Annotated in this window: 19 protein-coding genes; 13 read left to right on the top strand and 6 right to left on the bottom strand. The window is 36.2% G+C overall.

Annotated elements, in window-relative coordinates; all coding sequences use genetic code 11:
• Positions 1–62: 62 nt before the first annotated feature.
• Entirely contained in the window at positions 63–434 is a 372-nt protein-coding gene (locus R2Q77_RS11860; RefSeq protein ID WP_316803940.1) for a helix-turn-helix domain-containing protein, read from the bottom strand.
• Positions 435–509: 75 nt separating this feature from the next.
• Between R2Q77_RS11860 and R2Q77_RS11855 the strand changes: the two genes are divergently transcribed.
• Positions 510–1,910 (top strand): MFS transporter, encoded by a 1,401-nt coding sequence (locus R2Q77_RS11855; RefSeq protein WP_316803939.1) that lies wholly within the window; start codon positions 510–512, stop codon positions 1,908–1,910.
• A 71-nt stretch (positions 1,911–1,981) separates the two neighbouring features.
• On the opposite strand, the gene R2Q77_RS11850 is transcribed toward R2Q77_RS11855, so the two are convergent.
• A complete protein-coding gene (locus R2Q77_RS11850) occupies positions 1,982–2,560 on the bottom strand; it encodes a phosphoribosylglycinamide formyltransferase (protein WP_316803938.1) in 579 nt (192 codons plus the stop codon).
• A 139-nt stretch (positions 2,561–2,699) separates the two neighbouring features.
• Here R2Q77_RS11850 and R2Q77_RS11845 point away from each other — a divergent pair, with 139 nt between their 5' ends.
• The 12 genes from R2Q77_RS11845 to R2Q77_RS11790 all read left to right on the top strand — a co-directional run bounded on the left by R2Q77_RS11845 (position 2,700) and on the right by R2Q77_RS11790 (position 20,564).
• Positions 2,700–3,800: an AI-2E family transporter gene (locus tag R2Q77_RS11845; protein ID WP_316803937.1), complete on the top strand. Its 1,101-nt coding sequence runs from the start codon at positions 2,700–2,702 to the stop codon at positions 3,798–3,800.
• Between the two features lie 129 nt (positions 3,801–3,929).
• Complete coding sequence (gene rpsT, locus R2Q77_RS11840) at positions 3,930–4,184, top strand: 30S ribosomal protein S20 (protein WP_131535806.1); 255 nt, start codon at positions 3,930–3,932, stop codon at positions 4,182–4,184.
• A 71-nt stretch (positions 4,185–4,255) separates the two neighbouring features.
• Positions 4,256–4,957: a RadC family protein gene (gene radC / locus R2Q77_RS11835; protein WP_316803936.1), complete on the top strand. Its 702-nt coding sequence runs from the start codon at positions 4,256–4,258 to the stop codon at positions 4,955–4,957.
• A gap of 100 nt (positions 4,958–5,057) precedes the next feature.
• On the top strand, positions 5,058–5,897 hold the full coding sequence (locus R2Q77_RS11830; RefSeq protein ID WP_316803935.1) for an endonuclease/exonuclease/phosphatase family protein: 840 nt from the start codon (positions 5,058–5,060) through the stop codon (positions 5,895–5,897).
• Positions 5,898–6,027: 130 nt separating this feature from the next.
• On the top strand, positions 6,028–8,427 hold the full coding sequence (gene pheT, locus R2Q77_RS11825) for a phenylalanine--tRNA ligase subunit beta (protein WP_316803934.1): 2,400 nt from the start codon (positions 6,028–6,030) through the stop codon (positions 8,425–8,427).
• A 31-nt stretch (positions 8,428–8,458) separates the two neighbouring features.
• A complete protein-coding gene (locus R2Q77_RS11820) occupies positions 8,459–8,749 on the top strand; it encodes a hypothetical protein (protein ID WP_316803933.1) in 291 nt (96 codons plus the stop codon).
• Positions 8,750–8,782: 33 nt separating this feature from the next.
• Positions 8,783–9,073, top strand: a complete 291-nt coding sequence (locus tag R2Q77_RS11815; RefSeq protein ID WP_131535801.1) for a cell division protein ZapA — start codon at positions 8,783–8,785, stop codon at positions 9,071–9,073.
• A gap of 338 nt (positions 9,074–9,411) precedes the next feature.
• Positions 9,412–10,983 (top strand): ribonuclease Y, encoded by a 1,572-nt coding sequence (gene rny, locus R2Q77_RS11810; RefSeq protein WP_316803932.1) that lies wholly within the window; start codon positions 9,412–9,414, stop codon positions 10,981–10,983.
• Between the two features lie 965 nt (positions 10,984–11,948).
• Positions 11,949–12,464 carry a DUF962 domain-containing protein gene (locus tag R2Q77_RS11805; RefSeq protein WP_316803931.1) on the top strand — a complete coding sequence of 172 codons (516 nt, stop codon included), beginning with the start codon at positions 11,949–11,951 and terminating at the stop codon, positions 12,462–12,464.
• Between the two features lie 112 nt (positions 12,465–12,576).
• On the top strand, positions 12,577–15,384 hold the full coding sequence (locus R2Q77_RS11800) for a TonB-dependent receptor (RefSeq protein ID WP_316803930.1): 2,808 nt from the start codon (positions 12,577–12,579) through the stop codon (positions 15,382–15,384).
• A gap of 22 nt (positions 15,385–15,406) precedes the next feature.
• Complete coding sequence (locus R2Q77_RS11795; RefSeq protein ID WP_316803929.1) at positions 15,407–16,909, top strand: hypothetical protein; 1,503 nt, start codon at positions 15,407–15,409, stop codon at positions 16,907–16,909.
• A gap of 403 nt (positions 16,910–17,312) precedes the next feature.
• Positions 17,313–20,564, top strand: a complete 3,252-nt coding sequence (locus R2Q77_RS11790) for a carboxypeptidase regulatory-like domain-containing protein (protein WP_316803928.1) — start codon at positions 17,313–17,315, stop codon at positions 20,562–20,564.
• A 173-nt stretch (positions 20,565–20,737) separates the two neighbouring features.
• Here R2Q77_RS11790 and R2Q77_RS11785 read toward each other — a convergent pair whose 3' ends face one another.
• From R2Q77_RS11785 to R2Q77_RS11770, 4 genes are all read right to left on the bottom strand, one after another.
• Positions 20,738–21,040 carry a hypothetical protein gene (locus tag R2Q77_RS11785; RefSeq protein WP_316803927.1) on the bottom strand — a complete coding sequence of 101 codons (303 nt, stop codon included), beginning with the start codon at positions 21,038–21,040 and terminating at the stop codon, positions 20,738–20,740.
• A 960-nt stretch (positions 21,041–22,000) separates the two neighbouring features.
• Positions 22,001–22,276: a hypothetical protein gene (locus R2Q77_RS11780; protein ID WP_316803926.1), complete on the bottom strand. Its 276-nt coding sequence runs from the start codon at positions 22,274–22,276 to the stop codon at positions 22,001–22,003.
• 117 nt (positions 22,277–22,393) lie between these two features.
• The gene (locus R2Q77_RS11775; protein WP_316803925.1) at positions 22,394–23,545 is read right to left on the bottom strand and encodes a hypothetical protein; all 1,152 of its coding nucleotides are present in this window, start codon (positions 23,543–23,545) and stop codon (positions 22,394–22,396) included.
• Between the two features lie 170 nt (positions 23,546–23,715).
• A complete protein-coding gene (locus tag R2Q77_RS11770) occupies positions 23,716–24,537 on the bottom strand; it encodes a lysophospholipid acyltransferase family protein (protein ID WP_316803924.1) in 822 nt (273 codons plus the stop codon).
• Between the last annotated feature and the right edge of the window lie 139 nt (positions 24,538–24,676).

The raw sequence follows: 24,676 nt of genomic DNA, 5'->3' as shown, positions 1-24,676 counted from the left end.
TATTTTTTCTCCCTTAACTGTATTTTTCAACTGCATTTACAGATTCAAAAGCTTCTTTTTGCTTATTTGTTCGCTTGAAAACTTGTCCACCAATCTTCTAAAACATCAATTACCGGAATGAGCGTTTTGCCAGCACTGGTTAGTTTATACTCAACACGTGGCGGAGATTCAGCAAAAGCTTCGCGGAGAATCAACCCATCGCGTTCCATTTCTTTTAATTGTGTGGTAAGCATACCCTGACTTAAGAAATTAATTTCGCGCTTAAGTTCACCGAACCGCTTAGGGCACTGTGCTGCGATGGCTTTAATGAGTATAATTTTCCACTTACCACCAATTACCTTAAATACACTTGTCAACGATGAGTCATTTAAAAATAAATCCTCATTTTCTGTATTTGTAACTGCTTTACACTCATTATTGGTACTGTTTTGCATACTAAGTACGGTTTTTAAGACTACTTGATTACTGTTGAAGCGTTTTCTTTCTTTAAAAATTAAATATAATAAATTATGAAAAAAGATAAACGTTGGTTCTTGTTTCTGATCGTCTGTTCGGCAATATTTTTATCTGTAATTGATTTGTTTATTGTAAATGTAGCCCTTCCGTCTATAAAAAATGGAATTAAAGGTACCGATGCCGATATGCAGCTTGTGATTGTAATGTATATAGTAGGTTATGCCTCTTTTTTAATTACAGGAGGAAGAGCAGGAGCGTATTTTGGTAAGAAAAAAGTGTTTTTAACAGGTATGTTCATTTTTACCATTGCTTCTTGTATTTGTGGACTTTCTCAGTCGGCAACACAATTAAATATTGCCCGTTTTATTCAAGGCATAAGTGCTGCATTTATGGTTCCTCAAGGCGTGGCTTTTATACCCGATTTATTTCCGGATTCCCGGGAGCGTGTAAAGGTGTTGGGGGTGTATGGTAGCATTGCAGGCATTGCTTCTGTAGTGGGGCAGTTTTTGGGTGGGTTTATTCCGGATATGACGATTATCTCTGAAAGCTGGCGTTTAATCTTTTTAATTAACATACCTGTAGGGCTGGTGGCGATGGTTTTAGGCCTTAAATACCTTAAAGAATTTGCTCCAAATACCACTGAAAAGTTTGATTATAAAGGCGGGTTATTACTTATGCTCACTTTAACAGCTTTTATTTATCCACTTATTCGAGGTAGGGAAATGGGCTGGCCGGTTTGGAGTATTGAACTCCTGGTGTTATCGTTTATTTTGCTTTTAATCTTTATCTTCCATCAAAAAAACAGCCTTAAACAAGGTTTAAGGCCTTTAATTGACATCGCCATTTTTAAGAACTTTGATTTTAGAATTGGACTTTTAGTTTCCCTATTTTACTATTTAGTTCAGGATTCTTACTTCCTGATTAATACGGTTATGCTGCAAAATGGGTTGGGTTTTAGTTCTGCCCATACCGGTGTTTACTTTGTTTGCCAGGGAATTGGTTATGTGCTTGCTTCTGTATTTTTTACGTCAAAGGTATCAAGCTATGGTAAGTACGTATCACTTACCGGTGCAATAATTATGATTTCAACACTCTTGTTGCACCTTCTGGTTATTGGTAAAGAAACACAATCATTATGTATTGCTGCTGTATTATTTGTTTATGGAGTGGGCTGTGGTACAATTTTACCTTCTTTAATGACGATTTCATTAAAAAGTATTCCCGAAGATATGCTGGGATCCTCCTCAGGCATTTATTTAACATTGCAGCAAATTTCGGTTGCGATAGGTGTTGCATTAGTCGGTGGTGTATTTTTTCAGCAGTTGGGTAATCCGCCTGCATTAAAGTCATTTTCAGGTGCTTACCAATGGGGCACACTCCTCAATGTTGGCTTTCTTGCCGTTGTTGCTGTGTTATTGCTGCTTATGCCCAAAACGGATAAACGGGTAGATTAATATACCCATCGCTAAAAAATTATAACCGAGGTGATGCCTGGTTGATTTAATAAAGACAGTTTTTTAGGAAACTATTTTTTGATTTTTTTAACCAGGCTTTCTACAATTCTCGGGTAGTGCAAATGTTCCAGTTGCTGCCCTTTAAATTTTACCATTTCTAAATTATCGTTTTTATCGATTTTATAACGAGCCTGATAAATATACTCACCCTCATCATAATTCTGATCTACATAATGGATGGTTATACCGCCTTCAGGTTCTCCTGAAGACATAACGGCATTGTGTACATGATCACCATACATGCCCTTGCCGCCAAATTTTGGTAAAATAGCCGGGTGGATATTTATGATCCTGCCTGGGTACGCATCAATCAGATTTTTAGGAATCAGCCATAAGAAACCAGCCAATACAATAAAATCAATATCCAGGTTTTTAAGCAGGTCGATAATATTATCCGTTTTGGTAAATTCATGCTTATCGAAAATATGGCTCGGGATTTCAAAATTATCAGCCCGTTGCAATACATAAGCATCTGCATTATTGGTTAAAACCAAGGAAATTTCTATCTCAGGGTTAGATTTAAAATGCTCCATTAATTTTTGGGCATTGGATCCGGAACCTGAAGCAAATATGGCGATTCTCTTTTTCACTAAAAATTCGATTTCCCCAAAAATAACATTTTTAATGTGCTATCCTAAAATAAGAATCTTAATTCTGTAGCTATCCCGATTTTAGTAAAACTATTTTTGTAATTTTCTGTTTACAAACAAATGTTTTGCTACTATTCTAATGATTAAAACACCTTTTCCATTCTACATTAAAGCGCCGGTAATTTTATTGGGCCTTGTAATCACCGTTTTTATTTTAAATGTATTACAAGATGTTTTGGTTCCGCTTGCCTTCGCAGCATTAATTGCAATTCTGCTCAATCCATTAGCTAACCGCTTCCAGCGAAAACTGCCAAAAATAGTTTCAATTTTATTAACCATGCTTATTGGCTTAATTGTAGTTGTTGCGTTAATGTACTTTCTTTCCTGGCAGGTAGCGCATTTTTTTGATGATCTTGATGCCATAAAACAAAAGTTTAGCTTGTTGCTGCACGAGCTGCAAGTGTGGTTGCAAAATACGTTTGGGTTATCTACAAAAAAGCAAGTACAAATTTTAAATGATGCAGCAAATAGTAGTAAGGCCATGATTGGACAAACACTGAGTGGCGTATTGGGTGTTTTAAGTGTGGTTTTCTTAATTCCGGTTTATACCTTCCTGATTATGCTTTATAAAACTTTGATTTTGAATTTTCTTTACGAAGTATTCTCCGAAGAAAACCAGAAAAAAGTTGGTGAAATACTCGGCGAAACTAAATCCGCCATTCAAAGTTATATTGTTGGTTTATTAATAGAAACATCAATTGTTGCCGTTTTAAACTCTGCAGCCTTGCTTATATTGGGTGTGCAAAACGCCATATTAATTGGCGTAATTGGTGCCATACTTAATTTATTGCCTTATATTGGGGGCATTATTGCAATTGCGTTGCCCATCTTAATGGCTACTTTAACCAAAGATGGTTTTACCACCCAGCTTTTAATTGTTGGCGCCTATGCTTTAATCCAGTTTATAGACAATAATATTTTAGTACCAAGAATTGTGTCGTCAAAAGTGCAGATTAATGCGCTTATATCTATTGTTATTGTGTTATTGGGTGCCGCCTTGTGGGGCGTTTCCGGAATGTTTTTGTCTATTCCGTTTATAGCCGTGCTGAAAATTGTTTTCGATAGGATAGACGGATTGAAGCCCTGGGGCAAACTTTTAGGTGATACTATCCCAACCGAACACATGGGGCAAATTAAAAGATTAAGAAAAAAGAAACCAGGTTTGGCAACCAAAAATTAAAAGATTGGAACACAGAATATTTAATTGAAATAAAAAAAGTAAAAGTGTTTTGTAATTTGAAAATATTAATCCTATATTTGCAACCCGAATTATAGGAAACGAATAAGAAAAATAAAAGGCTAAATAGAAATGGCAAATCATAAATCTTCATTAAAGAGAATTAGAGCAAACGCTACAAAACGTTTACGTAACAGATATCAGGCAAAAACTACACGTACCTTTATTAAAAGACTACGCGCTGCTGAGGACAAAAAAACCGCATCAGAATTATTGCCTAAAGTGATCTCTATGTTAGATCGTTTAGCTAAAAAGAATGTTATCCACAAAAACAAAGCGGCAAACAACAAATCGAAATTAACTAAATTTGTTAACGGTTTAAATTAAGCTGTTTTTTTACGATATTAGGAACGGCATCCCAACCAAAAGTTGGGATGCTTTTTTTTTATCTGAAAAAAATGGAAAACTATACGCACAAACTTGGAATTAAGTTGTGGGCTGAAGAGGACAGGCCACGGGAAAAACTTTTGCTTCATGGCAAAAGGTATTTAACAGATGCAGAGCTGATTGCCATTTTAATAGGCTCCGGTAACAGAACCGAAACTGCCGTTGATCTTAGCAAACGCATTCTTGCTTTTTATGATAATAGCTTAGCTAAATTAGGGCGCGCCAGTATACAGGAGTTGTCGCGGTTTAAGGGGATTGGTGAAGCAAAAGCCATAACCATTATTTCTGCTTTAGAGCTCGGATTAAGGCGTAAAGAAACTATCGACGATGAAATAGTTAAAATAACCAGTTCCATAGATGCATACAGGTATCTTGAAAGTACGCTAACAGATTTAAGTCACGAAGAATTTTGGGTAATTCTGCTCAATCGGTCAAACCATATTTTGGGCAAATATTTAATCAGCAAGGGTGGGCAGGCAGGCACCGTTGCAGACCCGAAGGTTATTTTTAAAATTGCGTTAGAGAATAATGCCGCTAATATCGTTTTAGCACACAACCACCCCTCTGGCAACCGAAAACCCAGTGATAATGACCTTAAATTAACTAAAGATATGGTTGCTTCAGGACGTTTATTGAGTTTGCTGGTGGTTGATCATCTTATTTTTACCAATAGTGGTTATTACAGTTTTAAAGACGATCACCTGATTGATTAGTTTTTGTTTTCCGATTTAAAGATTTATCTGAAGCCGGGCTTAACAATTTCCTAACATACGGGTTTTGTTCTGTTTTTAAATAATTTCCTAAATTGCCGGGATGAAAACCCTAAAATTATTTTATCTTTTTTTACTAATTTCTGTAGCTACTTTTGCTCAAAAATCAGAAAATTCCCTAAATGTAATTACTTATAATATTCGTTTGAATGTTGCTTCTGATGGTATAAACGCATGGCCAAATCGTAAAGATAATGTTAAGGCTTTAGTTAAGTTTCATGATGCAGATATTTTATGTGTTCAGGAAGCATTACCAGAGCAATTTGATGCGTTATTGGAAAATTCTAATTTTGACGTAGTAGGTGTGGGGCGTGATGATGGAAAACGCAAAGGCGAATTTTCTGCCGTATATTTTGATAAAACAAGATTTATAAAAAAGGACGGGGGTACTTTCTGGCTTTCTGAAACACCAGATGTGCCTTCTAAAGGATGGGATGCAGCTTTAAACCGGGTTTGCAGCTGGGTTAAGCTTTATGATAAATTAAATAAGAAAGAATTTATTGTTTTTAATACCCATTACGATCACATCGGTGTGCAAGCCAGAATAGAATCAGCCAAATTAATTAAACGGAAGATTCAGGAAATTGCACCAAAGCTACCGGTTATTCTTACCGGCGATTTAAATGTTACGCCTGAAACAGAGGCCATCTCGACTATAAAATCATTTCTTTCAGATACTAAAGACATAACTGTAGAGCCGCCTTATGGCCCTACGGGTACCTTTAATAATTTTAATTTTAACAGCGAATTGAAAGATAAGATTGATTATGTTTTTGTTAACAAAGGTTTTAGTGTTCAGAAATTTGCCGTATTAACAGACAGTAAAGATCAGCGTTATTATTCAGATCATTTGCCGGTTTTGGTTAAGCTGTTTTTTAAGTAAAAAACTGTTTATAAAACCGCTCCATACTTCAGCCTTTCGGCTTTAAATATTATCTTTGCGTTTTATAAATTTTGAGCAACGGCCAGAATACAAATCCTGATGCCAGGTGCTCGCTACTCGATACGGCAACATGAAAATATCATATAACTGGTTAAAGCAGTTTGTACAAATAGACAAAACCCCTCAGGAACTTTCCTTAATCTTAACCAATGTTGGTTTAGAAGTGGAAAGCATAGATAAAGTTCAATCGGTTGCCGGCGGACTTGAAGGGCTTGTTATTGGGCATGTTTTAACTTGTACCCAACATCCAAATGCCGATCGTTTACGTGTAACTACCGTAAATGTTGGCGGTGCAGAAAATCTTCAGATTGTTTGTGGTGCACCAAATGTGGCTGCCGGACAGAAAGTTGTTGTGGCTACGGTTGGAACAACGGTTTATCCATTAGAAGGCGAACCTTTTAAAATCAAAGAATCTAAAATCCGGGGAGAGGTTTCGCAGGGGATGATCTGTGCGGAAGATGAAATTGGTTTAGGTAAATCTCATGATGGAATCATGATCTTGGCAGAAGATACCCAAATTGGTATTTTAGCTAAAAATCATTTCAAAATGGAAGATGATTTCCTTTTCGAAATAGGTTTAACCCCAAACCGCGCTGATGCAGCTTCGCACCTGGGTGTAGCAAGAGACTTAGCCGCTTATTTCAGAACCAGTTTTGAAACCCCTGATCTTTCAGGTTTCAAAGTTGATGAAGAAACTTTAAATATTCCGGTAACTGTAGAAGATCAGGACGCCTGTCCGCGTTACAGCAGTTTAACCATTTCTGGCGTGGAAGTAAAAGAATCTCCAGATTGGTTAAAGGATAAATTAAAAGTAATTGGTTTACGCCCGATTAACAATATTGTAGACATTACCAATTTCGTTTTACATGGCCTGGGCCAGCCTTTACATGCTTTTGATGCAGATAAAATTTCTGGTGGGCAGGTGATTGTTAAAAAAGTAGCAGAAGGAACAACTTTTATAACTTTAGATGATGTTGAGCGTAAATTAAGTGCCGATGATTTGATGATTTGTAATGTAGAATCGCCAATGTGTATTGCCGGCGTATTTGGAGGGAAATCTTCAGGAGTAGATGCCAATACTAAAAACATCTTTTTAGAAAGTGCTTATTTTAATTCAGTTTCGGTACGTAAAACGGCTAAAAGACATGGTTTAAAAACAGATGCTTCTTTCCGTTACGAGCGTGGTACTGATCCGGAAATTACCATTACCGCTTTAAAATATGCGGCGATATTAATTAAAGAGCTGGCAGGTGGTAAAATTTCATCAGCAGTTTCAGATATTTACCCGAATCCGGTTCAGCCGTTTGAGTTTGATGTAAATTACAATAACATTAACAAACTCATCGGCGCAAATATTCTTTCAACCGAGATAAAAGAAATTATTCTGGCTTTAGGTATTGAAGCAACAAACGAAAGTGCTGAAGGATTATCGCTAAAAGTTCCGGCTTTTAAAGTTGATGTAACCAGGGAGTGCGACATTACTGAAGAGGTTTTGCGTATTTATGGTTATAACAATATCGAAATTCCAACTAAGGTAAATGCTTCCTTATCTTATAGTCAAAGACCTGACAAGGAAAATACGCAAAATGTAATTGCAGATATGCTTACCGCAAATGGCTATGCAGAGATTTGGTGCAACTCTTTAACTAAATCTGCTTACTCTAAAAACCTGGACGAAGCTGTTCACATTTTAAATCCGTTAAGTAGTGATTTAAATGTGATGCGTCAAAGTTTGTTAATGCCTGCTTTAGAAAGCGTGGCTTATAATCAAAATCGTAAAAATGCAGATGTTAAGTTTTATGAGTTTGGAAAAACGTATAGCTTAATCAACGAAAAATATATTGAACGTCCTCGTTTATTGCTTTTAGTATCAGGGGCAAAACAAACCGAGCAATGGAACCAAAGTACTAAACCTTCAACATTTTACAATTTGAAGGCTGCAGTTGATGCCATTATCTCCCGTTTAGGCATTTCGAGTTATCAAAGCGATGTTTTAAATGATGAAAACTTTGCTTACGGCATTAAGTATTTCAGAGGTGACAAAGTATTGGTAAGTTTTGGTGCAGCAACCAAAGCAGATCGCAAACTGGCTGATGTAAATGCAGAAGTATATTATGCAGACTTTGACTGGAGTGCTTTGTTGGATATTATTAAGAAAAATAAAATTGTAAATAAAGACATTTCAAAATATCCTCAGGTTCGTCGCGATCTTTCAATGTTGATTGATAAAAATGTAACCTTTGAATTGCTTAAAGGCATTGCGTTTAAAACGGATAAAAAATTAATTAAGGAAGTAAACGTTTTTGACGTTTACGAAGGCGATAAATTACCGGAAGGAAAAAAATCTTATGCACTAAACTTTATTTTGCTGGATGAGGAGCAAACCCTTACAGATAAGCAAATTGAGCAAACCATGCAGAAGTTAATTGCTAATTTAACCCAACAAGCAGGGGCAGAAATTAGGAAATAAAATATAAATTCGTATTTTTAGAAATAAATTCATGACTTCTGTTGCAGATCAATTAGATAAGGTAATACAAAAAACAACGCGTTTAATCGAGTTGTGCAATGCCTTGCAGGAAGAAAATGATTTATTAAGGCTTGAAAATCAATCGTTAAAAGTTGCTTTCGATACATCAAAAGGCAAAAGTGCAGAACTCGAAGAAAAAATGCGGGTTTTGAAATTGGCTAAAAGTATTGAAGGTACCAGTGAAAAGTCTGTTGACATTAAACAAAAAATTAACGATTTTGTGAGAGAGATTGATAAGAGTATCGCATTGCTTAAAAAATAAGTGAAGCGAAAAAACAGAAACTAAGCTAAACAAATGGGAGAAATCTCGATTAAAATAACCATTTCTGACCGTATTTATCCTTTAAAGGTTAATATGGAAGAGGAAGAAATTGTGAGACGGGCAGCAAAAATGATCAATGAACGCATAAAAGACTATCAGGAAAATTATGCAGTCAGAGATAAGCAGGATCTACTCTCTATGTCGTTATTGCATTATGCAACAGCAGTATTGAGAACGGAGAATAAGGCACAAAACCAGGATACTGCAGTTGCTGATAAAGTTGAAGAATTAGATGTTATTTTAAACGGTTTCTTTTCAAAATAAAAAAGGTTCGTTCTTTATATTTTTTGTCCTATTAAATGCAATTAAAATCTGGAAGAAAAACCAGTTTTCAAGCATATAAGCATGTTGGGTGTCTTTAGCCACCATTGCTTTGCCCTTTAGTATGACAGATAACGATATTAGCACAAAAATATAGCCGCAGCTATTTTTTGAGTTTCAAATTTTATAAAACTTAACACTTCAATATCTATAGGGTTAAGAGGGCGTATTTCATCTGCTTTGGCACCTGAAAATGGCTTAAACCCTAATTATGCTTAGTTGAGGTTTAAAATGTATGAGACTTTAAAAATTAGTTGCGGTTTTTTTATTTAAAAAACAAAATGGAAATAGTTGAAATATTAGGATACGTATTTGCCTTAATAGTCGGTTTAGGTGTCGGCGTAGTAGTAGGAAGATTCCTGCTGCGTAATTTACTTAAACAGCAGGAAGTTGCTGCACAAACCAAAGTAAAGAAGATTTTAAAAGATGCAGAGAATAATGCAGAGATTTTAAAAAAGAATAAGCTTTTAGAAGCAAAAGAGAAATTTTTGCAGATGAAAGCTGAGCATGAACAAGAAGTTAATGCGAAAAACAATAATATAAATCAACGCGAAAACACGATGAAACAGAAAGAACAATCTGTTAATCAGCGTATGGAAAATTTTAATAAAAAAGAGCAGGAGCTTGATAAGCAAAAAAGTCATCTTGAAAAGCAAACCGAAATTGCAGTAAAAAAACAAGATGAAGTAGAAGTTTTAAAGAACCAGCACCTTAAGCAATTGGAAACTATTGCAGGTTTATCTGCCGAAGAAGCCAAAAATCAATTGGTAGAAAACCTGAAACAAGAAGCACGTACTCAGGCGATGATGCAGGTAAAGGATATAGTTGATGAAGCTAAATTAACAGCGAGTAAAGAAGCTAAAAAAGTAGTGATTCAAACCATCCAGCGTACAGCAACAGAAGCTGCTATAGAAAATTCAGTATCTATTTTTCATATTGAGAGCGATGAAATTAAAGGGCGTGTAATTGGCAGAGAAGGTCGTAATATCCGTGCTTTAGAAGCTGCAACAGGGATTGAAATTATTGTTGATGATACACCTGAAGCCATTATTTTATCCGGTTTCGATCCGGTTAGAAGGGAAATTGCACGTTTGGCATTACACCGTTTGGTAACGGATGGTCGTATTCACCCGGCACGTATTGAAGAGATTGTTGCTAAAACCAAAAAGCAAATTGAAGATGAAATTGTAGAAATTGGCGAACGTACCGTTATCGATTTAGGTATCCATGGTTTACACCCTGAACTAATTCGTATGGTGGGACGTATGCGCTACCGTTCATCTTATGGACAAAACTTACTGCATCACTCCCGTGAAGTTGCTAATTTCTGTGCTACAATGGCTGCAGAGTTAGGCTTAAATGCAAAAATGGCCAAACGCGCAGGTTTACTACATGATATTGGTAAAGTGCCTGATGATAATCCTGAATTGCCACACGCAATTTTAGGTATGCAACTGGCCGAAAAATATAAAGAGCATCCTGAAATTTGTAATGCTATCGGCGCTCACCACGATGAAATCGAGATGACTTCTATGATTTCTCCAATTGTACAGGCTTGTGATGCAATTTCTGGTGCTCGTCCGGGCGCCCGTAGAGAGGTTGTTGAAAGTTACATTAAACGTTTAAAAGATTTAGAAGAACTGGCATTATCTTACCCAGGTGTAGAGAAAACTTTTGCGATACAGGCCGGTAGAGAATTACGTGTTATTGTAGAAAGTGAAAGAATTACAGATGCTCAGGCAGAATTGCTTGCCGCTGATATTTCAACCCGTATTCAAACGGAAATGACTTATCCGGGCCAAATTAAGGTTACTGTAATCAGAGAAACACGTTCTGTAGCGTTTGCTAAATAGGATAAAAGACTTTGGTCTGAAAGATTGATATAAGCGATGGATATTCCATCGCTTTTTTTATTTTATGGGCCTTATGTTTGGTTGTGCAAAAGGATTCATATTGATACTACTATTTAAGAAAAAGGTACGGAGCCTGTATAGCTAAGACAATTATTCCGCTTGCCGCGGGGGCTTCTCTTCTTTGGACAACCAAAGAAGCAAAGTTGCCGGCTTGCAATCTTTCTTTTAAAGTTATTGGTGAGGCTTTTTCAGTGCCAGCCGAAACATTGACCATGCCGGTTTAAAAGCTGAACGTAGAAATGGTGCTTTGGCCTTGTTGGGAGTTGATTGCAGTTGCTAAATCATGCTAAACAACTTTAAATTTTCTACTGTTTTAACCCAAGCACGCCACCGGCATAGCAGCATTTCGCTGAATAGGATATTAGAATTCTTGCAGAATTTTAGTGTTCCGAATAGCCAAGGGAATATGCAGCGTGCGTTGGATTGTGAAAGAGGCAAGCCTCATATTACCGCAATAAGAATTCTGATGCTGCTATTCAAGAAAGGGTGCAAGCCTTGACTTTTGGGTACCTTTTTGTTAAGAAAAAGGTACAAAGCCTGTCTGGCTAAGACAATACTATCCGCTTGCCGCGGGGGCTCTTTTCTTTTTGACAACAAAAAGAAACAAAAACCGCCGGCTCGCAATCTTTCTTTTAAAGTTAGTAGGTAGGCTTTCTCTGTGCCTACCGAAACATTGACTATGCCGGTTTAAAAGCTGAACGTAGAAATGGTGGTTTGGCTTTGTTGGATACAAATCTGCACTATTCTAAAACGGTCAGCATTTTTAGAGTAAATGCTATTTAATCAAAACTATAATATTTATAAGTTTACGCCCTCAGTTATTATAATCATGACATTTTCTATACTCAGCACCATAAAACAAATATAAGCGATGAATATTCCATCACTTTTTTTATTTTTACATAATGAGCAAGCAAACCATAACAATCGAACCAAAACGACCTGTAGATGTACTTTTTGATAAGTACGCTGAAAGCCATCAAAATCCAACAAATAAATTGGTGCATTGGGTTTGCGTTCCATTAATTGTATTCAGTTTACTGGGTTTGATCTGGCAAATTCCCTTTCCACATATTGGTTTTTTGGGTAGCTATAATGGCTATTTCAATTGGGCTTCCTTTCTTTTGGCCTTTAGTTTATATTATTATTATACTTTATCGCCCGTGTTGTTTTTCTTAATGATTTGGGTTATTGGTTTAATGAGTTATACCATTGTAAAAATAGAGCAGGCTGTTGGTTTAGGGAGTGGAACGGCCTATGCCATTTATGCTGTAATATTTGTAGCGGCCTGGGTTGGGCAGTTTATCGGTCATAAAATAGAAGGTAAGAAGCCATCGTTTTTAGATGATGTTAAATTCTTGTTAATTGGACCGATTTGGTTATTGCACTTCATTTGCAAAAAAATGGGTATCAGATATTAAATTGTAAAAACTGTTAACCTTTAATTAACCTTAACGTAAACAAATCTTAATTAATGTGTAACGCGTAGTTAACACTGTGGTAATACTTTTGCCCTTATCAAATAAGGACAAATTGGATTTACTAAACTCTTTTAAAAGAGCGGCACTTACTGTGTTTGCTTTGACGATTAGTGTGCTTTCGTATGCACAAACCGGAAAAATTTCTGGTAAAGTTACAGACAAGTCAACCGGGCAAACGCTTGTGGGTTTATCTGTATTGATAGAAGGAACTTCAATTGGTACCACCAGTGATGCTGACGGTAATTACGTCTTAAATACGGTTAAACCAGGTACTTACAAGGTTGTTTTTTCATTCATTTCTTTTAAAAAACAAGTTGTTCCAAATGTAAAAGTAACTTCAGGTAAAACAACATCTGTTGATGTGATTATGGAAGATGATCAAGCAACACTTAATGATGTAGTAATTTCGGGAGTAAGAAAAAGCGGTACAGAAGCCTCTGTTTTAGCTGAACTTAAAAAATCTCAATCAATAGCTAACGGTGTTTCCAGTCAAACGATTCAAAGATCAGGGGATTCTGACGCTGCACAAGTTGTTAAACGTGTTCCAGGGATTACCATTGTAGATAACCGGTTTATTAATATCCGTGGTTTATCAGAACGATATAACAGCGTATTGTTAAACAATGTGGTTGCGCCAAGTTTAGAAACCGATGTAAGATCTTTCTCTTTTGATTTAATTCCGAGCAACCAGATAGATAAGGTTTTGGTTTATAAAAGCCCATCGGCAGATTTGCCAGCCGATTTTGCAGGTGGTGTTGTTAAAGTATACCTTAAAAGTATACCAGATGAAGATAAGCTGACGATCGATTACGGTATTAACTATCGCGAAAACGCTACCTTTAAGGATTTTAAACGCCCGGCAACTGGTGATTTATATTTTACAGGTTTTAATACCGGCGATAACGATCTTCCGGTTAATTTTCCATCATCGCTTAAAAGCGTTACCAACAGTAAATTAAATGCGGCTGGTCATGCTTTAAATAACAACTGGATTCCCGAAATCAATACGGCAAACTTAGATCAGAAGCTAAACATCTTCGGTAGTAAGCGTTTTAACATCAATAACAAATTGCTGGGTAATATTACCGCAATAAGCTATAGCAACAGCAAAACGCACAATGCCGTACTAAGAGGAAATTACGATAAGTATGATCCTATTGCACAACAGTCAAGAGAAATTTACAGGTATAACGACGATCAGTACAATTATAACGTACGCTTGGGTATTGTACACAACTGGGCATTTAAGTTAGACAACAATAATACTTTCGAGTTTAAAAATTTATACAACCAGTTAAGTACATCGCAATATATTAACCGTATAGGAACAGAAGATCAGGCAAGTTATTCTAACTATGCATCAAATGTATTGTATAGAGGGATATATTCCGGTCAACTTGCAGGAACGCATAAGTTTAACAACGAAAATACCAAGTTTGATTGGGTAGCGGGTTACAGCAAATCATTCCGCGATCAGCCAGATTATAAACGCTACAGAACAGATGCCACAGGCAACGGCGCATATACCTTATTTGTACCTACTGGTGGTGCACAGCCTGAGTTTTTAGGCCGTTTTTATTCAAGAATGGACGAAGACATTAAAACAGGCAGCTTTAATCTGGAGCAAAATTTAAATCCACAAAGTACCGTTTTTAAGCCAAGTGTAAAAGTTGGTGGTTATTATGAAGATAAAAAACGTACGTTCACTTCCCGTAATCTTGGTTATGTAAGAGCAAATAGTGATTTGTTTAATACAGATTTATTGAATGGTACAATAGACCAATTGTTTAACTGGGAAAATATAAATTTAACCAATGGCGTAAAGCTCGATGAGAAATCTAACGACAGAGATAATTACGATGCTTCGAACAGGCTTTTATCAGGATACGCAAATTTTATATTACCATTTAAAAATAAACTTACACTTGTTGCAGGGGCAAGGGTGGAAAGTAACTTACAAAAATTAAACAGCGCAGACCAAGGTTTACCTGTAAACGTAAACAACGATATTACAAGGGTATTGCCATCTGCAAACCTTACCTACAATTTAAGCGAAAAATCTTTATTCCGTTTAGCTTACGGTAAAACATTAAACCGCCCTGAGTTTAGAGAATTGGCTCCTTTTAGTTTCTACGATTTCGATCAAAACTTTACCATCAGCGGAAACCCAAAACTAAAAACAGCTAAAATAGATAATTATGATTTGAAGTATGAGTTTTATCCTTCTACTTCAGAATTAATCAGTTTATCCGCATTCTACAAACGCTTTCAGGACGCCATTGAATCTCATGCCATTGTAGGGAGCAATTTGCAATCTTTTGATTTTCAAAATGCTGAAAAAGTAAGGAATATAGGTGTTGAACTCGAATTACGTAAAACACTTACAGGTTTAACCGGTTCGAAATTTATAGATGATATTACGGTATTACTTAATGCATCCTATATCAATAGTAAAGTAGAATTTACCGGAATTAATGCCATAGGTCAATCTAACAACAGGCCAATGCAAGGGCAGTCGCCATATATTATAAATGCAGCACTATTTTACAACAACATCAAATCCAAGTTGCAGGTTAATTTATTATACAATGTTGCCGGAAAACGAATAGCCTATGTTGGTACTGAAAATATTCCGGATATGTATGAAATGCCGAAAAATGTAATAGACTTAGTGGTAACGAAAACCTTTTCGAACAGGATTTCATTAAAAGCAAATTTTAATGATCTGCTGAATCAAAATATAACCCTGTTACAGGATGGAAACGGCGATGGAAAGTTTGATGCTTCAAAAGATCAGATCATTTCTCAATTTAAAACAGGCCGTCAAATTGGCTTAACATTATCTTATAAATTATTCTAAAATCTAATAAAAAAATATGAACATGCAAAAACATTACAAGCCAAAATTTGGTTCTTTATCTTTCAAAATGATGGCTATTGTTTTAGCCGGAACATTGATTGTGAGCTCGTGTAAAAAAACAACCATTATTGAGTATAACGAAAGTGGTGGTGTAGTTACTCCGCCAACAACAAATCCAACCAAGCCAATTATTGAGGTAAATCCTGGGAGCATCTCTGCAAATACCAAATGGACAAAAGGTAATATATACCGCTTAAATGGTATGGTAAGAGTTGGCAGGGATATTAAAAACCTGGCAGGTTTACCAGCTATAGAAGGCATAACTTTAGAAATTGAAGCGGGTACAGTTATTATTGGCGATAGAGAAAGCCAGGGAACTTTAGTTGTACAAAGAGGGAATAAAATTATTGCTGAAGGTACTGCAACTGCTCCTATTATTTTTACATCAGAAAGAACACCAGGACTTCGTGAGCCGGGCGATTGGGGTGGTGTTGTAATTTGTGGTAAAGCAACCAACAACCAACCAGGTGGCGAAGCGCAGTTAGAAGGTGGATATGAAGGATGGCATGGTGGTACAAATGATGCTGATAACTCAGGCATATTAAAGTATGTTAGAATTGATTATGCTGGTACGCCGATTAACCCCAACCAGGAGGTAAACTCTTTAACAATGGGCTCTGTAGGTAGCGGAACAGTTATTGATTATGTTCAGTGTTCGTACGGATTGGATGACTCTTTTGAATGGTTTGGTGGTGCTGTAAATGCCAAACACTTAATTTCTTACCGTAGTTTGGATGATGATTTTGATGTGGATTATGGATTCCACGGAACAGTACAATTTGGTTTAGCCATTCGCGATGCCAACTTAGCAGATCAATCCGGATCGAATGGTTTTGAGGTAGATAACGATGGTAACGGAACTACAGCTACACCTTTTACTTCTGGTCAGTTTTCAAATATGACCATTATCGGTCCGAAAAAAGATAAAAACAAAACCATAACCATTCAATTCCAAAATGCAATGCATTTAAGAAGAAGCAATAAGATTAAAATATACAACTCCGTATTTACAGCTTTTCCTAACGGATTGTTTATTGATGGATCTGTAACTTTAGCCAATGCGGCTGCAGGCGAACTTGTATTGAAAAATAATGTACTTGCTGGTGTAGATGGATGGGGTACAAACGGTTATGGTACAGGTGGTTCGCCTACTTTCCCTAACCCGATTGGTGTAGAGATTAAAGGAACAGGAAACGTTGGTTCGCAAACGGCTGAAGACTGGTTTAAGACACCTGCTTTTGCTAATCAAACTTTCCCTAAATGGCAGGACATTGGTATTGATGGAAGTATTTTCGATGTAGGTGCTACACCAAAATTATTGCCAAATACAGGTTCTATTTTATTGGCTGGCGCAAGCTTTACCGGCTTAACCGGATTTGAAGTTGTAACCTACAGAGGTGCGTTTGGTACAATTGATTGGTCTTCGAATTGGACAAGCTTTACACCTCAGCAAAATATCTATTAATCGTTTCGATAAACAATAATATTCTTTTCTTAAGCCCGGAATTAATTTCCGGGCTTTTTTGTTTTTAAATCAACAGCCAGTTTATATCATTTCATATTGTGGCGAATTAAAAATAAGCTTCAATTTTTTGCATAAGCCAAGTTTTTCCACCAAGGCAAACAATTTATTTAATTGAGGTTTTTTTAGATGTTTAAAGAAAACTTCATCAAATCTTCATCTTTAATAGTGATTTTTATGAATTAATTCTGACTGTATACAGGCCATCGTAAAAGGTGTTAAGCTTGTATTTTCTTATTGTTTCATATTTATTTTCTTTTTGTTAAAATACCGTTAAACTTAATTTACACTTAATATTGAATTAACATTAAGGCTGTTTTTTTGTGGCAAATTAAAATCACAAAAGATGAAATTACGTTTACTATCCCTACTGGGTGTTTTTATGTTGTTTGTAACATTGGTGCAGGCACAGGTTACTACATCAGGTATTAACGGGAAAATAAAGGATGCCAAAGGAATTATTCCCGGCGCTACAATTGCCATTGTACATGTTCCAACTGGTACTGTTTCTAAAGGATCGTCTAACGAAGCCGGTATTTATCGCATTGGAAATTTAAATCCGGGTGGTCCTTATAAAATCACGGTAACCTATATTGGCTATACCCCAATTGTTAAGGAAAATATATACTTAACACTTGGTGCCGATCAAAAAATTGATATTGATTTACAGGAGCAGGGAAACCAACTTGCCGAGGTAAACGTTAAGGGACAAAAAGGCCCGACTAAATCTGGTGCCGGTACTAATATTAACGAAACACAGATTAAAAACCTGCCTACCATGAACCGTAGCTTGCAGGATGTTACCCGTGTAACTCCTCAGGGAAGTAAAGACAATACCTTCGGTGGTACAAATTTCAGGTACAATAACGTAACCATTGATGGTGCAATAAACAATGATGCCATTGGGTTCAGCCCTTCTTTAGGTGGACAGAGTGGTAGTTCTGGTATGCCTGGAAGTAGTACACGTACCAATCCGGTTTCTTTGGATGCCATTCAGGATGTAACCGTATTACTTGCTCCATATGATGTTAAAATTGGTAACTTTTTAGGTGGAAGTATTAATGCTGTAACCCGCGGTGGTACAAACGATTTAACCGGATCTGTTTATGGATATGGTCGTAATGCTGCTTTAATTGGCAGAAATAAAATTGGCGATAACTCAAAAGAACCATCCGCATTTCACGATTATCAAACGGGCTTCCGTGTAGGTTTCCCAATTATTAAAGATAAATTATTCTTCTTCACCAATGAGGAAATTACCAGAAGACAAGATCCGGTTATTTTAGGAGCGGGCTCACCTGATGGTATTATTACTTTGGCACAGGCGCAGGCAATTTCAGATCGAATGAAAACTGCTTACGGTTTAGATGCCGGTGCTTATGGCGATTATAATATCTATTCTCAATCGAATAAATTCTTTAACCGTTTGGATTGGAATATTAACGAGAACAATCAGTTAACCATCAGAAACAACACGATTATCTCTAAAGCAACAAACTTAGAAAGAGATCAGTCTAACTTTAGGTTTGGTAGTATAGATTTTAAGCAAAACAATAATCAAAGTTCTACAGTTGCCGATTTAAAAACAAGATTTAACAACTCGGCTACCAATAACTTAATTCTGGGTTATTCTACCGTTCATGATTTCCGCGACCCACTATCTGATCCGGCAATTCCTCAAATCGAAATTGGTTCAAATGGAGGCACAATCTTTTTAGGTACGGATAGAGAAGCAAGTATTTTTAATATGAAACAAAATACTTTCGAATTAACAGATAACTATTCATTCAGCAAAGGAATACACAATTTTACCATTGGTACGCACAACGAATTTTACAAAATTAACTATGGTTTTGTAAACGCGTGGAATGGAAGGGTAGCTTACGATACCGTTGATGATTTTTTAAACAACAAGCCGAAAAGGGTACGTACCAGTTTTGATTATGCTGATAATTCCCGCGATAACATTATTGCTAATCCCACAGCTAAATTTAATGTTAACCTTTACAGTGTATATGGGCAGGACGAAATGCGTTTAAGTGATAAATTTAAGCTTACCTTAGGCTTGCGTTTTGATATGGCTGATTTACCAACCATGCCAACGTTAAGCGACAAAACAATAAATTCTCCTGTTGATCCGAACTATGGTACTACATACAGTTATACGCAGCCATCAACCATTAACAACAAATTTTTAAATAAAATTCAGGTTTCGCCAAGATTAGGTTTTAATTTTGATGCCCTTGGCGATCAAAGCTTAATTGTACGTGGTGGAAGTGGATTATTTACCAGCCGTGTTCCTTTTGCATGGTTAGGTTATGCTTATTATAACAATGGCGTAAACTATGGAGCATACGATTTGAAACCTGCCAGTGGCAATAAAGTGGTTACACAAGTGCCGGGTAGCGATCCTATTAGAGATGCCCTAAGTGGAAATGGTGAAGCAGGATATGCAGCAAAGCAAGGGGTGAATATTAAGGATGTCAATGGCGCAACCCAAGTGGATTTGGTGGATAATAATTTCAAAATGCCAAAGGCTTGGAGAAGCAATTTAGCTTTTGATTTCAGAACACAAGACAACTGGAAATTTACCTTAGAAGGTATTTACAGTAAAGTTATTAAGGACGTAGCTTTTCAGCAAATTAACTATGTAGATAACCCAAGCTACATGGTATACGATACACAACACCAGCAACCAATTTACAGCACTACTTCTGGCGCATACGGGAATGGAAAAATTAATAATAAGTATACTAATGCTTATCTTTTATCCAATACCGACAAAGGCTATAAATATTCGTTAACTGGCCAGGTGAGTAAATCTTTACCTTTTGGTTTAGACGTGATGGTAGCCTATACTTACGGTCAGTCTAAAGATATTGCAAACGGAATCCGTAACTCTATGGAATCTAACTGGCAGTTAAACCAGGCTTTAAGTCCAAACAACCCTGGATTGGCATATTCTAACTTCGATATTCGTAACCGTATTATTTCTACCTTAAATTATAAGTTAGATTGGGCTAAAAATGGTAAATATGTAAGTAATTTCTCTATATTCTTCAGTGCACAATCAGGAGCGCCTTATTCATTAGGGTTTGTTAACTCAACCATCAATAATACAGGGCAAACCGTAAGTTTGGTTTATATTCCAGCAGCTGGCGAAACTTCTAAATTCTTCTCAGCAGCCAATCAGGCACAAGCTGCCGCGTTTGATGCTTATGTTGATGCAGATAAATATTTAAGTACCCGCAGAGGACAATTTACAGAACGTAATGGCGCACGTACGCCTTGGAATGTACAAGCAGATTTCCGTTTCTCTCAAGATATACAGGTTGCAAAAGGTAAACACCCGCATGTATTAACCTTAACTTACGATATTGTTAATTTAACAAACTTGCTGAATAAAGATTGGGGAATCCAGTATTTTTCACCAAACACATACAATTCAATGGCTAACGTTGGCTTAAAAGTGGCTACTGCAGGTACGCCAACTTCTTACCCTGTTTATACGTTTGCTCAAAAAGATGTAACTTCTTATTCTAAAGATTTCTTTGCATCACGTTATCAAATGCAATTGGGTTTAAGATATAGTTTCTAAACCTTAAATAATATTTTAAAAAGCCCCCGGTCAATTAAGATCTGGGGGCTTTTTAATTTTGTAATATTCAGGAAAATCTAATTCAGATTATAGAATAATCATAAGCCTTTTAGGCCCGCACTATAAAGCAAATTCAGTGCGGAATATGTTTTCTAATCTTTGAGATGTTTAAACTAAGCCTTTTGTTTAGCTAAACGTTTGGGTTTAGTTTCTTTTAGTGCAGGTTCTACAGCCTTAACTTCTTCCTCTATCACTAATGGCGCTTCAACAACGGGTTTAACTTCAATAGCTTTGGGGTTTTTAGATAGTTTTTTTGCCAATTGTTTAGCAAAGTTTTCTATAATCTTTTTGCTTTTCTTCGCTTCACCATATTGGCCTACCACTTCTTCAAAAGCAGTTACTAATTTTAACGATAACTCTTTCTTTAACTTCTTGTTTACGGAACGATTCTGGGCGTTTGATTTCTTCTTTTTCATTTCCCTCAAAGATATATGATCATAAAATTAAATTAATATTATCCTTTTGTTAAGTCTATCGAAAACGCTTAACATCAAATTGTTTTTTAGTAGCTGTTTGTTTAACTCATATGCTGCTGTTCAAGAAATGGTACGGGTCTTGGTTTTTAGTTATCTTTTGGTATAAAGCCTTTCTGCTTAACTTTTCCGCTGGCCGCGGGGGCTTGTTTTCTTTTTGGCAGCAAAAAGAAACAAAAACTGCCGGCTTGCAATCTTTCTTTTAAAGTTAGTAATAGGGCTTTTTCAGTGCCAGCCGAAACATTGACCATGCCGGTTTAAAGCTAAACGAAGAAATCGTGCTTTGGCCTTGCTGGATGATCATGCTAAACCAGCTTTAATTTTCTGCAAATTTCCCCAAGCACACCTCTGGCATAGCAACATTTCGTAGGAGAGCACATTAGAATTCTTGTATTCCCTTTCATGCTTCGAATAACCAAGGGAATCTGCAGCGGGCGCAGGGCTGAGAAAAGGCCTAAGCCTCATATTGCCGCAATAAGAATTCTGATGTTGCTATTCAAGAAAGGATGCAAGCCTTGAATTTGGGTACCTTTTTGTTAAGAAAAAGGTACGAAGCCTGTCTGGCTAAGACAATTATTCCGCTGGCCGCGGGCCTTGTTTCTTTTTGACAGCAAAAAGAAACAAAAACTGCCGGCTTGCAATCTTTCTTTTAAAGTTAGTGGTTGGGCTTTTTCAGTGCCAACCGAAACATTGACTATGCTGGTTTAAAGCTGAACGAAGAAATTGTACTTTGGCCTTGCTGGGTGTTAATTGCAATAACAACATCATGCGAAAGGAACTTTAATGCTTCAGATAGTTAAGTGAGCATTCAGCAAACTAAGGGAGAATAGTGCTTAACCTTACAAATTGATTAAGAAATTGAAATATATAGCGGTGTTTGGTTATAAAAAGGAGTAACCGTTTCTAAATATTAGTACCAGGAATTACATCGCCACCTAAATCTAATGTGTTTTGAAATTCTTCAATGTATTGTAATAAATGACGCTCCGCAGTTGCAAAAGAATTAAATGTAGAAGCCGGTTTGTTTCCTTCAGGGTGGCTTTTACTTCTGTAATGTAAATTGGTTTGGAAAGTAAAAGTTTTTTGATCGTAAATAGGCGACATAATCCTTGCCTTAAGCCCGTGCGCATGAATTTCTACAAAATACTCTTTTAAAATGGTGTAAATAGTGGCCGGCATAGTTTCTTTAGATTTATATTAGGCATAAAAATACCTGAAAAACTGATTTATACTGCCTGTTGTTGGTATGATAATATTAAGTTAACGTTAATTTAATATAAATTAAGAAAAACAGGTTTAATAATGCTTTACAGGATCGTAGGCATATACAATTTCGTATTTAATGTTTTTAAGCTGTGTAGCAAGCTGGCCAATTTTTAAATCCTGTAGCTGCGGAGTGGGTTCGCAATACGAATATTTTTTGCCCTTGTAGGTAATAAAACTCCCAACAGGCTTGTCAAACTGTACAGCCATTGTTAAATGAGTAGGATAGAGGAGTGCTATCATTGGCAGATTATAAATTTCTTTAACCAGGTAAAAGAATAAAGCTGCACGGTCATCACAATCACTATACTTATTGGCTAAAGTTTGTTCGGGCGATAATCTTTTTTCCATCCCAAAATTTTGTTCATCATTTTCATAAAGAAATGCATAACGGGTAAAGCGCATCAGGTAATCAACGCCTTTTTTTTGATCCATGCCTTTTAAATTTTCTTTAAGCGCCGGAATTAGCGAACTGTAGGTTTCACGGCTTAGCGGAATGTTAAAATAAGTTTCAAAATCTACTCCAGGGTAATTTTTGAAAATAGCCAACACATCATCGTTTACTTTAAGCTTAAAGTGATAAACTTTTTGACGATAGCTAAATTCAACATCTCTTTCTTCATAACTTTCAGGTTTAAAATCGGGCATTCGTGTAACTTTATAGGAAAACGAATGGGTAGCTTCAGGCATAAAAATGTCTACAGGCTTGTAAGCAACAGCCATGTTAAAAAGTTTGCCATAATCATGATAATTTAAACACATGTATTTTCTATGATCGATGGTAAAGAAAGGAATGTCGCTGATGTCTTCCTCGTTTCTAACATAAAATATAATTTGCTCATTACCCACAGCAAGCCTGGCGTCGTATCCACTTTTATTTAGTAAAAACCATTTATACAAAGTGTAACGAAAATAATTTTCGTTTTTAGGGCTTAATTGTTCCGCAGTTTTTCTAATCAATTGATAGTAAATCCAATCGTTTAGTTTATATTTTTCTTTGTAACTAATTAAGGCAGTAATAATAGCTTGATAGTTTACTAAATTAATTTGGGTGTAAAAATCATGAACGGCCGTAGCAGAGGCTTCTTTTGGTACAGGAATAATCACTTCAGGTTTTGCCTCGAATTCAAAAGTTCCGGCATAAAAATCAAACTCAAAATTTTGTGCACCGGCTTTAGGTATCATACTCATAAACAGTATAATCCCAAGTAAAAGCTTGTGGTACCTAATCACTGAAGTTTTCAATATAAACGTGGTTGTTTACATTAAATTTACCTATAATTAATATAAAAGCAACAATTTCTTTATGTGAACCCTGTGCGAAAACTTAACCTAAACGTAACCTGGAACAATTGTTAATTTGTTTTTAACGGTTTTTTACCAAGCGCATATAAATTTGTTCTAAGATATTTTAGCATTGATAAATTACAGGCTGAAGGAATTTCTTTCGGCAAAATGGGTTTGCCTATTTTAATTTTAAGCACATGACCTTCTTTATTAAATAATTCTGAAATGAGTTTGGCCGTTTGTAAGGATGGATGGATTAACCGAAGTAAGCTGAACAGAAACCCATTATTACCAAAAAAATAAACGGGTAAAATCGGTACATTGGCTTTGGATATAATTTTACCAACTACAGGATGCCAGTCTCGGTCTGTGATTTGAAGTTTTTTGAATTTATACGAGGAAACCTCCCCGGCAGGAAAAATGGCCACCGGAATCCCTTCTTTTAAAGTCTTAAAAGTTGTTTTTAAACCACTGATACTTGAAGTATCCTGAACGTTTTCGAAAGGATTTACAGGAATAATGCATTTACTTAAGTTCGGAATTTTTTTAAGCAGGAAGTTTCCCATAAACATGGTGTCAGGACGTTTCCGGGTTAATGTGCTTAATAAAGCCAGCGATTCAATAGCGCCATAAGGATGATTTGCGATTGAAATAAATGCCCCGTTCTCCGGAATATTAGCCAGGTCTTCATCATCAATTTCAATAATAACACCCAATGTATCCAACAGATAATTTGCAAATGCTGCACCTTCAAGTTGTTCCGCATCGCTAACAATACGGTTAAGCGCATTAATTTTCATCATTTTCATGAGCATTTCCGCCAATCCGGGAAAAGGTAGTTTGCAGATTCCCGTTGCTTTGGAAAAATCGGCTTTAGATATAATTGTCATATAGGGTGTTTACATTTCAGCATCATTTTATTAATTTTTATACTGAAATAAATAAGCTATATATAAGGAGGGAAGCTTTAAAGTTATCGCTCAACAAGACTCATACAGAGTAGCTAAAGATAATACAATAATGTTAACT

The sequence above is a fragment of the Pedobacter nototheniae genome, from assembly GCF_032678625.1.
Lineage (GTDB): Bacteria > Bacteroidota > Bacteroidia > Sphingobacteriales > Sphingobacteriaceae > Pedobacter > Pedobacter nototheniae_A.
Note: the sequence above shows the minus strand (reverse complement) of the source record. Positions and strands in the feature narration are given on the sequence as shown.

Bases quoted from the DNA above. Each gene is read 5' to 3' on its own strand.
- R2Q77_RS11860 (WP_316803940.1), bottom strand. From the start codon at position 434: ATGCAAAACAGTACCAATAATGAGTGTAAAGCAGTTACAAATACAGAA.
- R2Q77_RS11855 (WP_316803939.1), top strand. From the start codon at position 510: ATGAAAAAAGATAAACGTTGGTTCTTGTTTCTGATCGTCTGTTCGGCA.
- R2Q77_RS11845 (WP_316803937.1), top strand. From the start codon at position 2,700: ATGATTAAAACACCTTTTCCATTCTACATTAAAGCGCCGGTAATTTTA.
- rpsT (WP_131535806.1), top strand. From the start codon at position 3,930: ATGGCAAATCATAAATCTTCATTAAAGAGAATTAGAGCAAACGCTACA.
- radC (WP_316803936.1), top strand. From the start codon at position 4,256: ATGGAAAACTATACGCACAAACTTGGAATTAAGTTGTGGGCTGAAGAG.
- R2Q77_RS11830 (WP_316803935.1), top strand. From the start codon at position 5,058: ATGAAAACCCTAAAATTATTTTATCTTTTTTTACTAATTTCTGTAGCT.
- pheT (WP_316803934.1), top strand. From the start codon at position 6,028: ATGAAAATATCATATAACTGGTTAAAGCAGTTTGTACAAATAGACAAA.
- R2Q77_RS11820 (WP_316803933.1), top strand. From the start codon at position 8,459: ATGACTTCTGTTGCAGATCAATTAGATAAGGTAATACAAAAAACAACG.
- R2Q77_RS11815 (WP_131535801.1), top strand. From the start codon at position 8,783: ATGGGAGAAATCTCGATTAAAATAACCATTTCTGACCGTATTTATCCT.
- rny (WP_316803932.1), top strand. From the start codon at position 9,412: ATGGAAATAGTTGAAATATTAGGATACGTATTTGCCTTAATAGTCGGT.
- R2Q77_RS11805 (WP_316803931.1), top strand. From the start codon at position 11,949: ATGAGCAAGCAAACCATAACAATCGAACCAAAACGACCTGTAGATGTA.
- R2Q77_RS11795 (WP_316803929.1), top strand. From the start codon at position 15,407: ATGCAAAAACATTACAAGCCAAAATTTGGTTCTTTATCTTTCAAAATG.
- R2Q77_RS11790 (WP_316803928.1), top strand. From the start codon at position 17,313: ATGAAATTACGTTTACTATCCCTACTGGGTGTTTTTATGTTGTTTGTA.
- R2Q77_RS11785 (WP_316803927.1), bottom strand. From the start codon at position 21,040: ATGAAAAAGAAGAAATCAAACGCCCAGAATCGTTCCGTAAACAAGAAG.
- R2Q77_RS11780 (WP_316803926.1), bottom strand. From the start codon at position 22,276: ATGCCGGCCACTATTTACACCATTTTAAAAGAGTATTTTGTAGAAATT.
- R2Q77_RS11775 (WP_316803925.1), bottom strand. From the start codon at position 23,545: ATGATACCTAAAGCCGGTGCACAAAATTTTGAGTTTGATTTTTATGCC.
- R2Q77_RS11770 (WP_316803924.1), bottom strand. From the start codon at position 24,537: ATGACAATTATATCTAAAGCCGATTTTTCCAAAGCAACGGGAATCTGC.